Origin of the sequence: Serratia sp. FDAARGOS_506 (assembly GCF_003812745.1) — a bacterium.
Taxonomy (GTDB): Bacteria; Pseudomonadota; Gammaproteobacteria; order Enterobacterales; family Enterobacteriaceae; genus Serratia.
This window is the reverse complement of the sequence record NZ_CP033831.1, coordinates 252,681-266,231: the sequence shown is the minus strand read 5'-3', so window position 1 is coordinate 266,231 and position 13,551 is coordinate 252,681. Positions and strand designations below refer to the sequence as shown.

Here is a 13,551-nt window from a genome sequence, read left to right as displayed (position 1 = left end):
TCTCAGTGGGGGAAAACCAGTAACCAGATCAGCATGGCGATCAGCGCGGTCAGCGCCGGATACGTCAGCAGCTGCGGCGCCAGCCAGGCGCGTTTTTCCGGGGTGCGCAGCAGCAGGTGGATCGCCACCATGCCCGCCACGCCGCCGCATAGGCAAAACAGCCAGTCGGGGAACGAAGCGCCGAACACCACTATCGACGGTGCCGGCGAGCACCCGGTGAGCAACAGCGCGGTCAGGCAGAAGATAAGCAGTTTTTTGTCGGGCATAGGGCGTTCTCTGGCGATTGGCTTGGGCGACGGGCCGAATGAAATGACTCTTTTTCAGTGAGTGAGGTCACTGTTTGTCTTCCCCACGCTTGCATCAGGGTAAACTAGAATAAATACTCTACTCCAAACTAGAGGAATTAATCTAGTTTTTTGTATCGTCCTGCCTTCGCGGCGGCAAATGGGTATAATGCGTTGATGACAGCGGGCAGAAACGAATATGCAAATCGACGAACACATCACCGGGCGAGAGCCGCAGCAGGAAAGAGGGCGGCAACGCGTACAAACCATTCTGGATTCGGCGGCGGCGATCGTGGCCCAGGACGGGCTGGCGGCGCTCAGCATGCAGCGGCTCGCCAAGCACGCCAAAACCTCCATCGGCTCGATGTATCACTTCTTTCCCGATCGCCACGCGGTGATCAAAGCGCTGGCGGATCGGCATACCGAGTCGGTCGAGGCGCTGATCCGCGACATGGCGTTGGCCAGTGACGACGAGTGGCGGCGCCTCTCCGCTGAAGCGGTGATCCAGCGGCTGTTTTCACCCTATGCGCAGTACCTGCGCGAGCACACCGACTACCTGCCGGTGATGCGGGAAATGAACCTGCCGGACGAAAAATCCAGCTTCCTGGCGCTGATCGCCCGCGTGCTGCAGCTGCGCCGCCCCGAGACCGCCGAAGCGGAGATCCTGCAGCAAACCCGGCTGTTGCAAAGCCTGGTGGCCGGTACGCTGCACCATATCTTCAAGACAGCGCCGCAGAGCGTGGCGTTCACGCTGGCGGAGCTGCCCGGCGTGCTGAGCCTGTATCTGGCGGGAAAAGAGGGAAGCACCGCTTAGGTGCGAGCCGATTTATTCGCTTGTTTGTCCGCGCCGCCGCTGGCATGATCCCCTGCAGGGATTAACGCAACGTTGATCACAACCTATTGATTTTCATGACTCGGGGTGCCCTTCTGCGTGAAGGCTGAGAAATACCCGTATTACCTGATCTGGATAATGCCAGCGTAGGGAAGTCACGGCCGCCCAGCCGGCGCCGCCTTCTTGAACGCCGGTTGGGAGGAATATGATCGCTCGACCTGATGCACTACCCGGCGCGCGCGCCGCGGCCTGTCTGACCCAATTCCAACAGCGGCCTCCGCTGATCCACTGCCTGACCAACGAAGTGGTGCAATCGCTGACCGCCAACGTGCTATTGGCGCTCGGCGCCTCCCCGGCGATGGTGGTGGAGCCGCAAGAGGCGGCGCAGTTCAGCGCGCTGGCCGATGGCCTGCTGATCAACGTCGGTACCCTCAATGCGCTGCGCGCCGAATCGATGCGGGCGGCGGTGGCCGCCGCCAATCAGGCCGGCAAGCCCTGGACGCTGGATCCGGTGGCGGTCGGCGCGCTCTCCTACCGCACCGCCTTTGCTAAACAGCTGCTGGACGAGAAACCGGCGGCGATACGCGGCAATGCCTCGGAAATCATGGCGCTCAGCGGGTTGCTGGCCAGCGGCCGCGGGGTGGACAGCGGCGACGATTCGCTGGTGGCATTGCCCGCCGCCCGTGAGCTGGCGCAGCGCAGCGGCGCGGTGGTGGCGGTCACCGGCGCGGTGGATTACGTCACCGACGGCCAACGCGATTGGGCGATCGAAGGCGGTTCCCCGCTGATGACGCGGGTGGTGGGCACCGGCTGCGCGCTGTCGGCGGTAGTGGCGGCGTTTTGCGCCCTACCGGGCGACCGCCTGGACAACGTGGCGACCGCCTGCCGGGTGATGTCCCACTGCGGCGGCCTCGCGGCCAGACAGGCCGGAGGGCCGGGCAGTTTTACGCCGGCGTTCCTCGACGCCCTGTATCAGCTGCGCGGGGAGGATCTGTGATGAAACGCATTAACGCGCTGACCATTGCTGGCACCGATCCCAGCGGCGGCGCCGGCATTCAGGCTGATTTGAAGGCCTTCTCGGCGCTCGGCGCCTACGGCACTTCGGTGATCACCGCGCTGGTGGCGCAGAATACCCGCGGCGTGCAGTCGGTGTATTACATCGATCCGGCGTTCGTCGCCGCGCAGCTGGACTCGGTGTTCAGCGATGTGCGCATCGACAGCGTCAAGATCGGCATGTTGGCCAACGCCGACATCGTGCAGGCGGTGGCCGAACGGCTGCGCCATTACCGGCCGGAATTCGTGGTGCTGGACACCGTGATGCTGGCGAAAAGCGGCGATCCGTTGCTGGCGCCGGAGGCGGTGGCGTCTATTCGGCGCGAGCTGTTGCCGCTGGTGTCGATCATTACGCCGAACCTGCCGGAAGCGGCGGCGCTGCTGGCGTGCGCGCCGGCGGAAGATGAAGCGCAGATGCGCGAGCAGGGGCGGGCGCTGCTGGCGATGGGCTGCCGGGCGGTGCTGATGAAGGGTGGCCACCTGAGCGAAAGCGAGAGCCCGGATTGGCTGTTTACCGCAGAAGGCGAGCAGCGCTTTACCGCGCCGCGCGTCGCCACCCGCCACACCCATGGCACCGGTTGCACGCTCTCGGCCGCGCTGGCGGCGCTGCGCCCGCGTCATGCCGACTGGGCGGCTACGGTGGCCGCCGCCAAGGACTACCTGCAACAAGCGCTGCAACAGGCGGACACGCTGGAGGTGGGGCACGGCATCGGGCCGGTGCACCACTTTCACGCCTGGTGGTGAGTCAACTTTTTGCCGCAACCGTGGTCTGACTAGTTCAGGCCCGGTTTGACGGGCGAAACCTGATTTAACCTAGGGAGAAGGACTATGACGGGACACCAGGCGCTGCGTTGCGCCCTCTTCGGCGCACTGCTCAGCTTCAGCGCGGGCAGCTTTGCCCAGCAGATCGTCACCACATCGGATTTGATTCAGCAGCCGGGGTACCAGGCCAGTTGGCAAAACATGGTGAAAGGCCAGGCGCGGATGCCGGGCTGGGCGCGCAAGGGCGTCGGCACCTCTACGCCGGCGCAGAATCTGCGTTGGAAGGGCAAAGAGTATCAGGTCGGCAACCTGTGCAAGCCGCACGACTGCGGCAACAACTTTTTGATCGTGGCGTTCAGCGCGGACAAATCCCAGGCCTGGGGCGTGCGAGTGGAAGTGGAAGATCGGCCGGAAGCCGTCGATCATCCGAAGAAATACGCCAAGTACCAGTGGCTCGGCAAGCCGGATGAAGACATGAAGGCGCTGCTGAAGCAGCAGTTCGAGAACAATCCCGACTGGAAATGATCTGACCGGGGGCGCCGGTGATGGCGCCCCCGACGTTGATCAGCCGATACCGGCCTGATGCAGATCGTGCAGATTGAGCGCCCCCACCAGCACGCCGTCCATATCGACCACCGGGGCCGCGCTGATGTGCTGTTCGTGCAGCGCTTCCAGCGCCTCGCCGGCGCGCCACTGCTCCGGCAGCCGATAGCCGGGGCGGGTGATCGCCGGGCTGAGCGGATCCTGCAGGCTGTTGCCCTTCACCAGCCAGCGGCGCAGGTCGCCGTCGGTAAACACCCCCACCACCCGCTGCTGCGCGTCGCAGACCGCTACTAACCCGAGCCCGGTGCGGCTCAGCTCCAGCATCGCTTCCATCACGTTGGCGCTTTCGCTCACGCGCGGCAGGCGATCGCCGGTGCGCATCAGGTGATGCACGCGGTTCAGCAGGCGCGCCCCCAGGCTGCCGCCCGGATGCGAGCGGGCGAAGTCTTCCGCGTTGAAACCGCGCTGGCGCATCAGCGCCATCGCCAGGGCATCACCCATCATCAGGGTGTTGACCGCGCTGGAGGTCGGCGCCAGCCCCATCGGGCAGGCTTCGCGCTCGACGCCGATATCCAGCACGCAGGCCGCGGCCTGCGCCAAAGGCGACTCTTTGCCGCCGGTGATGGCGATCACCGGAATGCCGTTCTCCGCCAGCAGCGGCAGGATCAGATCCAGCTCTTTGGCGCGGCCGGAGTAGGAGATGAACACCACCACGTCGTCGGCGCCGATCATACCGAGATCGCCGTGCAGCGCTTCCGCCGGATGCACGAAGAACGACGGCGTGCCGGTGCTGGCCAGCGACGCGGCGATCTTCTTGCCGATATGGCCGGATTTGCCGATGCCGGAAATCACCGCTTTGCCACGGCAGTTCAGCAGCAGTTCGCAGGCGCAGACGAAGTTGTCGTCCAGGCGCGCCAGCAGGCGTTGCGCTTCGGTCAGCTCGATCTCCAGCGTTTCGCGGGCGAAGGCGAGCAGGGCGTTGGCGTTACTCATCGGGGTCTCCTACCAGAAGGATATTGATGCCTTTCGCCTGCAGGGCGGCGAGGTAATCGGGGTTGATGTCTCGGTCGGTGATCAGCGTGTCGACAGCGCTGAGTTCGCACACCACGTTCGGGCTCTTGCGGCCGAATTTCGAGGAGTCTACCAACAGAATAATGCGGCCGGCGGCTTCGCACATCGCTTTGCTGACGTTGTGCACTTCGTTGAAGGTGGTTACGCCGGCGTTGAGATCGACGCCGTCCGCGCCGATAAACAGTTTGTCGAAGCTGAACTGCTGAAACGCCGATTCGGCCAGGCTGCCGTGGAACGAGGCCGATTTTTTGCGGTAGGTGCCGCCGGGCATCAGGATGGTCTGATCGTTGTCCAGTTCCACCAGCGCGTTGACGATGGTCAGGCTGTTGGTCATCACCGTGATGTTATTGAACTGCGCCAGATGCGGCACCATTTGCAGCACCGTGCTGCCGGCGTCGAAGATCAGCGAGTCGCCGTCGGCGATCAGCGCCACGGCGGCGCTGGCGATACGGCGTTTTTTCTCGGTGTTGATATGGGTTTTACGGTCGATCGGCTGATCGCCGTCGTCGCGGCTGAGCACCACGCCGCCGTAGGTGCGGATCACCTCGCCTTCTTCTTCCAGCAGGGTGAGATCCTTGCGGATGGTGGTGCCGGTAGTGGAGAAATGCTCGGCCAGGGCGTCCACTGCCGTTTTGCCATGCCGCTGCAGATATTCAAGGATAGCGGCCTGCCGCTGCTTTGGTTTCATCGCGATTCCCGTTCACAAGAGTTGGGCATTTCCCCTCGCTGAATAATTCACTATGAAAGGTAATGTCTTTTAATGTGAAAATATCACGATTTGGGTTCAATCGCTAACGATAGTGCAGACTGGCATGCGCGATCCTCGGGGAAGATCACATCCGGGCGTAAATCCCGCTGATGCATACCGTGCAATCGAGGCAGCGGGCGGGGCCGGGCGAAAATGGTCAGGCCGCGCAGCAACAGGCTGCCGCACACCCGCCGATCGGCGTCGAAGGCCAGCGCCAGCACCACTCGCGGGCGGAAACGGCCGCCGGAACGGCCGACGCCGACGGCGCCCAGCCGGCACAGGCCATCGAAGGCGTGGTTGAAGCGCTGCAGTTGCCACCAGCCGAAGGCGATTTGCAGCAGCCAGGCCAGCAGTGCGAAGGCGATCAGAGCTTGAGTCATGGGGTTCTCCTTAGGCCCCCTTCCGTGGAAGGGGGCGTCGATGGCGTCAGAACATCACCTGGCCGCCGGTGATGTTGATCGATTGGCCGGTGCAGTAAGAGGCCTTGTCGCTGGCGTAGAACAGCAGGGTGTTCAGCACATCCTGGTAGTCGCAGCCGCGCTTGAGCGGCACTTTGTCGATGTAGTACTGCTCCACCTGGTCCGGTGTGATGCCCAGTTTTTGCGCGTACTGCGGCAGCAGCGACTGGAACATCGGCGACTTCAGCAGGTTGCCGAGCATCAGCGAATGCACGGTAATGCCGTACTCCGCCAGATCGAGCGCCAGCGACTGCGTCAGCCCCACGCCGCCGAACTTGGCGGCGCTGTAGCCGGAGTTGTGCTTGCTGCCGACCTTGCCGGACTTGGAGTTGATCTGAATGATGCGCCCGGCGATGCTGTCGCGGATCATCAGGCGTGAGAACTCGCGGGCGCAGAGGAAATAACCCACCAGGTTCACCTGCAGCGAGCGATCGAAGTCGCCCAGCGGGAAATCGGTGATCGGCGCCGCCTTGGCGATGCCGGCGCTGTACACCAGCAGGTTGGCCTGGCCGAATGCCCGGTCAACCGCCGCCGCCAGCGCGATCACGCTCTGTTCGTCGGTGGCGTCGGCCTGAAAACCACAGGCGCTGCCTGCGCCAAACGCTTCGTTGATCTGCTGTGCCACCTGATTGGCGTTGTCGGCGTTCAGATCGGCCACCGCCACCCGATAACCGGCCTGGGCCAGCCCGTGGGACAAAAAGGCGCCTAACGTTTGGCCGCCGCCAATCACTACAGCTACTTCAGACATGGTCTACTCCTTATGCGATAAATGACAGCGTGCTGCCCAACGGGATATCGGTCGGCGTCGGGCCGGAAACGTGGATCGAGCCGGGGAATTCGGCTTCGGCTTCGCCGTCGAAGCGTACGGTGATGTGGCCCAGCTCACGCAGATTCTGCGTGGCGACGCTGCCGACGGCGGTGATGGCGTAGCGCCGCTGCGCCAGCTCCATCACGCCGCCGACCTGCAGCTCACCGGCGGTCGCGCCGTGGCGGTGGATGAAGCAGAATTCTTCGATATCCGCCGGCGCGCCTTCACGGAAGGTGATCAGCATGTTGTCCAGCAACGCGTCGCGGGCGCAGCCACCGATCTGCGTGATGGTGGTGTGAAAAATGGTGTGCATAAACGTCTCCCTGGAAATCAGCTTATTGATAAATGAAGGCCGAGGCGGCCCAGGCGATCAACACCGTCGGCGCGCCGGTCAGGAAGCGGCCGACCAGCACCGAGGGCACGCCGACTCGCACGGTGTCCTGCTTGGCTTCCGCCAGCGACAGGCCGACCGGAATGAAGTCGCAGGCAGCCTGCGCGTTGATGGCGAACAGCGCAGGCAGCGCCAGCTGCGGCGGAATATGGCCGAGGCCGATCTGCACCCCGACCAGCACGCCGATCACCTGGGCGATGACCGCGCCGGGGCCGAGGAACGGCGACAGCAGCGGGAATGAGCAGATCAGCGCCAGCGTCACCAGGCCGATCGGGCTGTTGGCGAGCGGCGTCAGGCCGTGAGCGATAAAGTCCCCGAGGCCGGAGGCCATGATGATGCCGATCAAGGCCGAGACGAACGCCATAAACGGCAGGATGGTCTTCAGCACGGTGTCGATGGTGTCGCGCCCGGCCTGGAAGAACACCGCCACCACCGATCCCATGCCCATGCCGACCTTCGCCAGTAGCCCGTCGCTTTGCTCGGTGATCTTCTTGCTGGTGTCGTAGTCGCGCGCCTTGGGGGGCGCTGCAACGGTGGCGGCAGGTTGGCTATCTGCCGCTTCGATTCGGCTGATGTTGTGGTCGCGCACGCCGGAGACATAGATGTCTTCGAGGATAAACTGCGCCAGTGGGCCGGACTGGCCGGTGGCGTGGATGTTGACCGTCGGAATACGGCGTTTCGGGTACAGGCCGCAGCGCAGGGTGCCGCCGCAGTCGATCACCGCCACGCCGATCTCTTCCGCCGGCGGCTCGCCCTCTTTGAAACCGTCGACGGCCGGCCAGCCGGTCAATTCGCTGAGGCGATCGACGATCGAAGGCCGGGTGCCGGCGGTGATGTACACCACTTTCTTGCCGGGCTCTATCGGCAGCTCCAGGGGGCCACCCCAGCCGCTGGCGCCTTTTTCAATACGGATATAAGCACTCATGCTGCACTCCACGAATTAAAGTTGCACCTGGCGATCCAGACGGATGCCCATCTTGCGTTCGAACAGGCTGGTGGTCAGATCGGTGACCCAGCCGCGGAAGAAGTTGGTGAACAGCCCCACCAGGAAATAGCTCACCGCCAGCGGGCCGAGCGGCAGGCCGAGGGTGGTCAGGCCGCTGGCGATGCCGAGGTAAACGAACAGTTCGCCGGGATTGATGTGCGGAAACAGGCCGTTCATCGAGTGGCAGCTGTAGGAGGCCGCCGCGTAGTAGCTCGGCTTGTATTTCTCCGGCATGAAGCGCCCCAGGCTGAGGGTCATCGGGTTGCAGAAGACAAAGGTGCCGATCAGCGGCAGCAGCAGATAACGCGAGACGGGGTTGCCCGCGCAGCGCTGCGCCAATCGTTCGATACGTTCCTGGCCAACAAATTTGATCAGCGCGTTCATGATAACCAACAGGCTGATCAACAAAGGTAAAATGCCGGTCACCATGCCGACAAACACTTCACCGCCTTTCTGAAACAGGCCGATAAACCACTCGGCGCCGTGGGTGATTAGCTCAATCATTATGTTCTCCTGTAATGGACTGATATGGCCTGGAGCGAACGGCGGCTCTGTCGCCATGGGCCTTACAGTAGTCACTTTGGTGGGCTATTTGTTTTAAATAGATCACAATTTGAAAGATAAATATTTTATTTTGAAAGTTTGAAATGAAAGAAAGAGAAGGTCTGTGGCATGAGGGGGAGAAAGCGGGCACAAAAAAGCCCGGCTAGCCGGGCTTGAGGACAGGTGGTCCGTCACATCAGGCGATGGTGACCTTCTTGTCCAGGTAGGCGTCTTGCACGGCGTTGATCAACGCCACGCCGTCTTTCATCGATTTCTTGAACGCCTTGCGCCCCAGGATCAGGCCCATGCCGCCGGCGCGTTTGTTGATCACCGCGGTGCGCACCGACTCCTGCAGGTCGTTCTCACCGGCGGCGCCGCCGGAGTTGATCAGCCCGGCGCGGCCCATGTAGCAGTTGGCCAGCTGGTAGCGCACCAGATCGATCGGGTGATCGGTGGTCAGCTTGGTGTAGACGCGATCGTCGGTATAGCCGAATTTCACCGCGCGGTAGCCGCCGTTGTTTTCCGCCATTTTCTGTTTGACGATGTCGGCGCCGATGGTGGCGGCGATGTGGTTGGCCTGGCCGGTCAGATCGGCGCTGGAGTGGTAGTCCACGCCGTCCTTGTTGAACGCCGGGTTGCGCAGATAGGCCCACAACACGGTGACCATGCCCAGCTCATGCGCACGCTCGAAGGCGATCGAGATCTCTTCGATCTGGCGGCGCGACTGCTCGGAGCCGAAGTAAATGGTGGCGCCGACCGCCACCGCGCCCATGTTGAACGCCTGCTCGACGCTGGCATACAGGGTCTGGTCGTACTGGGTCGGGTAGCTCAGCGTTTCGTTGTGGTTGAGTTTGACCAGGAACGGGATCTTGTGCGCGTAGCGGCGCGATACCGACGCCAGCACGCCGTAAGTGGAGGCGACGCAGTTACAGCCGGCTTCAATCGCCAGCTCGACGATGTTCTTCGGATCGAAATACAGCGGGTTGGCGGCGAACGAGGCGGCGGCGGAGTGCTCGATGCCCTGATCGACCGGCAGGATCGACAGGTAGCCGGTGCCGGCCAGGCGGCCGTGGTTGAACAGGGTTTGCATCGAACGCAGTACGCTGTTGGGACGGTTGTTATCGATCATTACGCGGTCGACGAAGTCGGCGCCCGGCAGGTAGAGATTCTCGGCGGGGATAGTGGTACAGCGGTGTTGCAGCAGATCTTCCGCTTCCTTTCCTAGCAACTGCACAATATCAGTCATGATTCACTCCCGATTAAGCTTCTTCATACACCGGCAATGCAAGGGTTTTTGACCACCGGCGAAGTAAAAAAGCGGTGATTGAAGCTGTAAAGCGATACTACCGAACTTGATCCGGCAAGGACAAACAATAGATGCGATTGAGAGGAAATGCCATTTGCGAGGCCAAATACGCGGGGACGATCGCCCCCGGCGCGCTAAGCGATTGATTATTCGATCTCGAACCACTCGGTGTTCTGCAGGGCGATCGGGGTGATGGAGTAGATCATCTCCTCCAGGTGTTCATGGATGGCGCGCTCCGCCGCTGCGGCATCGCGCGCTTTCAGCGCCTCAAAGATGCGGTAGTGCTGTTTGATCAGGTTCTCCGGCGGTGAGACTTCGCTCAGGCTGAGGAAGCGCACCCGATCCATGGTGGCCTTGATGGTTTCGATGGTCTCCCACGCCAATGGGCAGTCGGCAAACTGGGTCAGCAGCTGGTGGAATTCGTCGTCCAGCGCCAGAAACTCGCGCGTTTGCCCGTTCTGTGCCGCCAGCGCCTGACGGTGCAGGTTGTGCTCCAGCGTCATCAACTGCTCCGGGGTGGCGCGCTCGGCCGCACGGCGCACGATGGCGCATTCTACCGCCTGACGAATAAAGCGCCCGTCGGCCACGCGCTTGGCGGAGATTTTCATCACGAAAGTGCCGCGCTGCGGCAGGATCTGCACCAGGCCGGCCTCCGCCAGCTTGATAAAGGCCTCACGCACCGGCTGGCGCGAAACGCAAAAGCGCGTGGAAATCTCTTTCTCGGACAGCAGGGTGCCGGGGGGGATGGTGCAGTCGACGATATCCTTGCGCAGGAAGCGATAGATCTGTTGGTTGACCGGGACGTTGTTAGTGAGACTGTACGTTTCAGACATGGCGACAATCAGGCATCTGGCTGGAATTCGAATGCCACCATACTAGCAGATTATTGGTTGGGGGCGGGTGGATAAATCCACCCGCCGGGTAGGGTAACTCAGTGATGCCAATCCTGATATTCCTGCTTGCGCCGCCCTGGTGCGGTTTCCGGCATCAGACTCAGGCCGATGGCCGATACCACGCCCAGCACCATCATGTAACCCGCCAGCCCGTAGTAGTGGCCGCCGGTCACCTGCAGGATCTTCACCGCCAGCAGCCCGAGAATGCCGCTGCCGATCAGCGAGCCGATCTGCCAGATCAGCGCGATGCCGCTGCAGCGCACGCGAGTGGGGAACAGCTCCGGGAAGTAGGAAGCCTGCGGTGCATAGCACATGCTGTGACCGAAGGTCAGCACCACGATCATGGCGATCTGCGTCACCCAGAAATTATCGAGGTTGATCGCCATAAAGAACGGCACGATGCACACCACCTGCAGCAGCGCGCCGGCGATGTACACCGGTTTGCGCCCCAGCCGATCGGAGAGGCGGCCCATCAGCGGAATGGCGAAAATCTCCAGCAGCACCGCCACGATCATCGCCTCCAGCAGGGTGGTTTCGTTGAGGTGATTGGCCTTACCGTAGGCCAGCACGATCACGGTGAACATGGCGAAGGCGCAGGCTTCAATCAGCTTGGCGCACACCCCTTTGCCGATAAGGCCGGGGTAGCGACGGGCTACTTCCACCACCGGCCGGCTCTCCACCGCCTTGGTGGCGCGGATCTGGGTAAACACCGGCGACTCGTCGATCTTCAGGCGAATAAACAGCCCGACCAGCACCAGCAACAGGCTGAGCAGGAACGGAATGCGCCAGCCCCAGTCCAGCATCTGCGCCGGCGACAGCACGGCGGTCAGCAGCGCGAACAGCCCGGACGGCAGCAGGAAACCGGCGGGCGCGCCGATCTGCACCCAGCTGGCGTAGAAGCCGCGCTGCGGCGGCGGCGCGTATTCGGCGGTCATCAGCACCGCGCCGGCCTGCTCGCCGCCGACGCCGAAGCCCTGCAGCACGCGGATAAAGATCAGCGCGAGCGGCGCCCAGACGCCGATCTGCTCATAGGTGGGCAGCAGGCCGATGCAGAAGGTGCCGAGACCGACGATCAGAATCGTGATCACCAGCGCCTTCTTGCGGCCGACCTTGTCGCCGATGTGGCCGAACACGATGCCGCCCAGCGGACGCGCCAGGAAACCGACCGCGTAGGTGGCGAAGGCCGCCAGCGTGCTGATCAGCGGATCGGCGCTGGGGAAAAACAGCTGGCCGAAGAACAGCACCGCGGCGGTGCCGTAGGCGAAGAAATCGTAGTATTCGGCGGCGGTGCCGATGGCCGAAGCGCTGGCGACGCGCCGCAGCAGCGGTTGATTGCCGGTATTGACGGCATTATGCGTGGTGACGGTCATCGGAAACCTCCCGGTCGGTAAGCGGCAGAGCGGCGACGGCGGCTTTGGCCCCCAGGCTCAGCAGTTGATGATAAGCGTGGCTGACGGCGCGGACGAAGTCAGGCGAGTTGGGCAGATCCTGGCCGAAGACGCTGTCGAGCTGCAGCAGCGCCAAAACGCGGGGCCGGCCTTCCTCGCTGCCGGCGACCAACGCGGCGATGGGGGCGCGCAGCGGATCGCTGATGTCGATCGGCGCGCCTTGCTCATCGCGGCCACCGACGTAACGCATCCAGCCGGCGACGCCCAGCGCCAGGCAGTCGAAGCGGCTGCCGCGCGCCAGATGCCAGCGGATCGCGTCCAGCAGCCGCTGCGGCAGTTTCTGCGTGCCGTCCATGGCGATCTGCGCGTTGCGGTGCTTCAGCGCGCGGTTGCGGAAACGCCGCAGCAGAGAATCGGCATACTGCGCCAAATCGACGTTCGGCACCTGCAGGGTTGGCGCCTGTTCCGCCAGCATCAGGTGACGGGCGGCGCGGACAAAATCCGCGTCCTGCATGCAGTCGCTGACGTGCTGATAACCGGCCAGATAGCCGAGATAGGCGAGGAACGAATGGCTGCCGTTCAGCATGCGCAGCTTCATCTCCTCAAACGGCAGCACGTCGCTCACCAGTTCGGCGCCGACCTTTTCCCAGGCCGGTCGCCCCTGGGGAAAGCGATCCTCAATAACCCACTGGCTGAACGGCTCGCAGGCCACGCCGACCTCATCCTCGACGCCCCCCAACCAGGCAAGCAGCTGCCCGCGGGCTTCCTGCGTCATCGCCGGCACGATGCGATCCACCATGGTGGAAGGGAAGGCGACCTCTTGACGCACCCAGTCGGCCAGCGCCGGATCCTGCCGCTGCGCCAGGTCGATCAGCACCTGGCGCGTGACCCGACCGTTGGCCGGCATGTTGTCGCAGGACATCACGGCGAACGGCGGTAGCCCGCGTTCGCGGCGCAGGCGCAGCGCCGCCAGCAGCAACCCGGGCGCCGACTGCGGCTGTGCCGGGTAGGCGATATCATGCGCGATTGCCGGGTGTTCTGCCATCAGCCGGCCGCTGGCGGGCTGGTGGCAATAGCCTTTTTCGCTGATGGTCAGCGAGACGATGGCGATCTCAGGCTGCGTCAGGGCCGCCAGCACCGCCGCCAGCCCGTCGGTTTGCAGGTGCAGCGCCTGGCGCACCACGCCGATAACCCGGCCCCGCCAGCCGTCGTCATCCATCTCCGCCACCGAGAACAGCAGGTCCTGTTGCCGTAGGTCGGCGATCTTTTGCCGGCCGTGCTGCATGCTGATTTCGCAGTAGCCCCAGTCGCTGCCGTGCTCGCTGGCCAGCCTGTCGGCGTACATCGCCTGGTGCGCGCGGTGAAACGCGCCGAAGCCGATATGCACCATGCGCGGTTTCACGCGCTCACGTGCGTAGCCGGGCCGAATAATGGCGGCCGGCAGCACGCTGTAGTCGGAAAGTCTCATGTTCAATGTCCCTGGAGA

General features: G+C 63.3%; 16 protein-coding genes and 1 riboswitch. Of the genes, 4 read left to right on the top strand and 12 right to left on the bottom strand.

The window, feature by feature from the left end; genetic code table 11:
- Positions 1 to 2: 2 nt before the first annotated feature.
- Positions 3 to 266 (bottom strand): YtcA family lipoprotein, encoded by a 264-nt coding sequence (locus EGY12_RS01590; RefSeq protein WP_123892362.1) that lies wholly within the window; start codon positions 264 to 266, stop codon positions 3 to 5.
- A 217-nt stretch (positions 267 to 483) separates the two neighbouring features.
- Here EGY12_RS01590 and EGY12_RS01585 point away from each other — a divergent pair, with 217 nt between their 5' ends.
- The 4 genes from EGY12_RS01585 to EGY12_RS01570 all read left to right on the top strand — a co-directional run bounded on the left by EGY12_RS01585 (position 484) and on the right by EGY12_RS01570 (position 3,456).
- On the top strand, positions 484 to 1,098 hold the full coding sequence (locus EGY12_RS01585; protein WP_099782413.1) for a TetR/AcrR family transcriptional regulator: 615 nt from the start codon (positions 484 to 486) through the stop codon (positions 1,096 to 1,098).
- A gap of 91 nt (positions 1,099 to 1,189) precedes the next feature.
- Positions 1,190 to 1,286, top strand: a riboswitch (TPP riboswitch).
- A gap of 35 nt (positions 1,287 to 1,321) precedes the next feature.
- Entirely contained in the window at positions 1,322 to 2,113 is a 792-nt protein-coding gene (gene thiM / locus EGY12_RS01580) for a hydroxyethylthiazole kinase (protein ID WP_123892361.1), read from the top strand.
- Positions 2,113 to 2,913: a bifunctional hydroxymethylpyrimidine kinase/phosphomethylpyrimidine kinase gene (gene thiD / locus EGY12_RS01575; protein ID WP_033648851.1), complete on the top strand. Its 801-nt coding sequence runs from the start codon at positions 2,113 to 2,115 to the stop codon at positions 2,911 to 2,913. Before thiM ends, thiD begins: the two co-directional genes overlap by 1 nt.
- A gap of 84 nt (positions 2,914 to 2,997) precedes the next feature.
- Positions 2,998 to 3,456, top strand: a complete 459-nt coding sequence (locus EGY12_RS01570) for an inhibitor of vertebrate lysozyme family protein (RefSeq protein ID WP_123892360.1) — start codon at positions 2,998 to 3,000, stop codon at positions 3,454 to 3,456.
- A 39-nt stretch (positions 3,457 to 3,495) separates the two neighbouring features.
- On the opposite strand, the gene gutQ is transcribed toward EGY12_RS01570, so the two are convergent.
- The 11 genes from gutQ to EGY12_RS01515 form a co-directional block, all read right to left on the bottom strand.
- Entirely contained in the window at positions 3,496 to 4,467 is a 972-nt protein-coding gene (gene gutQ / locus EGY12_RS01565; RefSeq protein WP_049270680.1) for an arabinose-5-phosphate isomerase GutQ, read from the bottom strand.
- Positions 4,460 to 5,233: a DNA-binding transcriptional repressor gene (locus EGY12_RS01560; RefSeq protein ID WP_089195069.1), complete on the bottom strand. Its 774-nt coding sequence runs from the start codon at positions 5,231 to 5,233 to the stop codon at positions 4,460 to 4,462. The genes gutQ and EGY12_RS01560 overlap by 8 nt, the downstream gene beginning before the upstream one ends.
- Positions 5,234 to 5,316: 83 nt before the next feature.
- Positions 5,317 to 5,673 (bottom strand): transcriptional regulator GutM, encoded by a 357-nt coding sequence (gutM, locus tag EGY12_RS01555; protein ID WP_123892359.1) that lies wholly within the window; start codon positions 5,671 to 5,673, stop codon positions 5,317 to 5,319.
- A 46-nt stretch (positions 5,674 to 5,719) separates the two neighbouring features.
- Positions 5,720 to 6,499, bottom strand: a complete 780-nt coding sequence (srlD, locus tag EGY12_RS01550; protein ID WP_123892358.1) for a sorbitol-6-phosphate dehydrogenase — start codon at positions 6,497 to 6,499, stop codon at positions 5,720 to 5,722.
- Between the two features lie 10 nt (positions 6,500 to 6,509).
- Entirely contained in the window at positions 6,510 to 6,872 is a 363-nt protein-coding gene (gene srlB / locus EGY12_RS01545; protein WP_021504438.1) for a PTS glucitol/sorbitol transporter subunit IIA, read from the bottom strand.
- Positions 6,873 to 6,894: 22 nt separating this feature from the next.
- Positions 6,895 to 7,875 carry a PTS glucitol/sorbitol transporter subunit IIB gene (locus tag EGY12_RS01540; RefSeq protein WP_033635556.1) on the bottom strand — a complete coding sequence of 327 codons (981 nt, stop codon included), beginning with the start codon at positions 7,873 to 7,875 and terminating at the stop codon, positions 6,895 to 6,897.
- Positions 7,876 to 7,890: 15 nt separating this feature from the next.
- A complete protein-coding gene (locus EGY12_RS01535; protein ID WP_004941528.1) occupies positions 7,891 to 8,439 on the bottom strand; it encodes a PTS glucitol/sorbitol transporter subunit IIC in 549 nt (182 codons plus the stop codon).
- A gap of 235 nt (positions 8,440 to 8,674) precedes the next feature.
- A complete protein-coding gene (fbaB, locus tag EGY12_RS01530) occupies positions 8,675 to 9,724 on the bottom strand; it encodes a class I fructose-bisphosphate aldolase (protein WP_033644067.1) in 1,050 nt (349 codons plus the stop codon).
- A 206-nt stretch (positions 9,725 to 9,930) separates the two neighbouring features.
- Entirely contained in the window at positions 9,931 to 10,617 is a 687-nt protein-coding gene (locus EGY12_RS01525; RefSeq protein ID WP_123892357.1) for a GntR family transcriptional regulator, read from the bottom strand.
- A 98-nt stretch (positions 10,618 to 10,715) separates the two neighbouring features.
- Complete coding sequence (locus EGY12_RS01520; RefSeq protein WP_123892356.1) at positions 10,716 to 12,047, bottom strand: MFS transporter; 1,332 nt, start codon at positions 12,045 to 12,047, stop codon at positions 10,716 to 10,718.
- Positions 12,028 to 13,533, bottom strand: coding sequence for a mannitol dehydrogenase family protein (locus EGY12_RS01515; protein WP_123892355.1), 1,506 nt, complete (start codon positions 13,531 to 13,533; stop codon positions 12,028 to 12,030). Before EGY12_RS01515 ends, EGY12_RS01520 begins: the two co-directional genes overlap by 20 nt.
- Positions 13,534 to 13,551 lie beyond the last annotated feature (18 nt).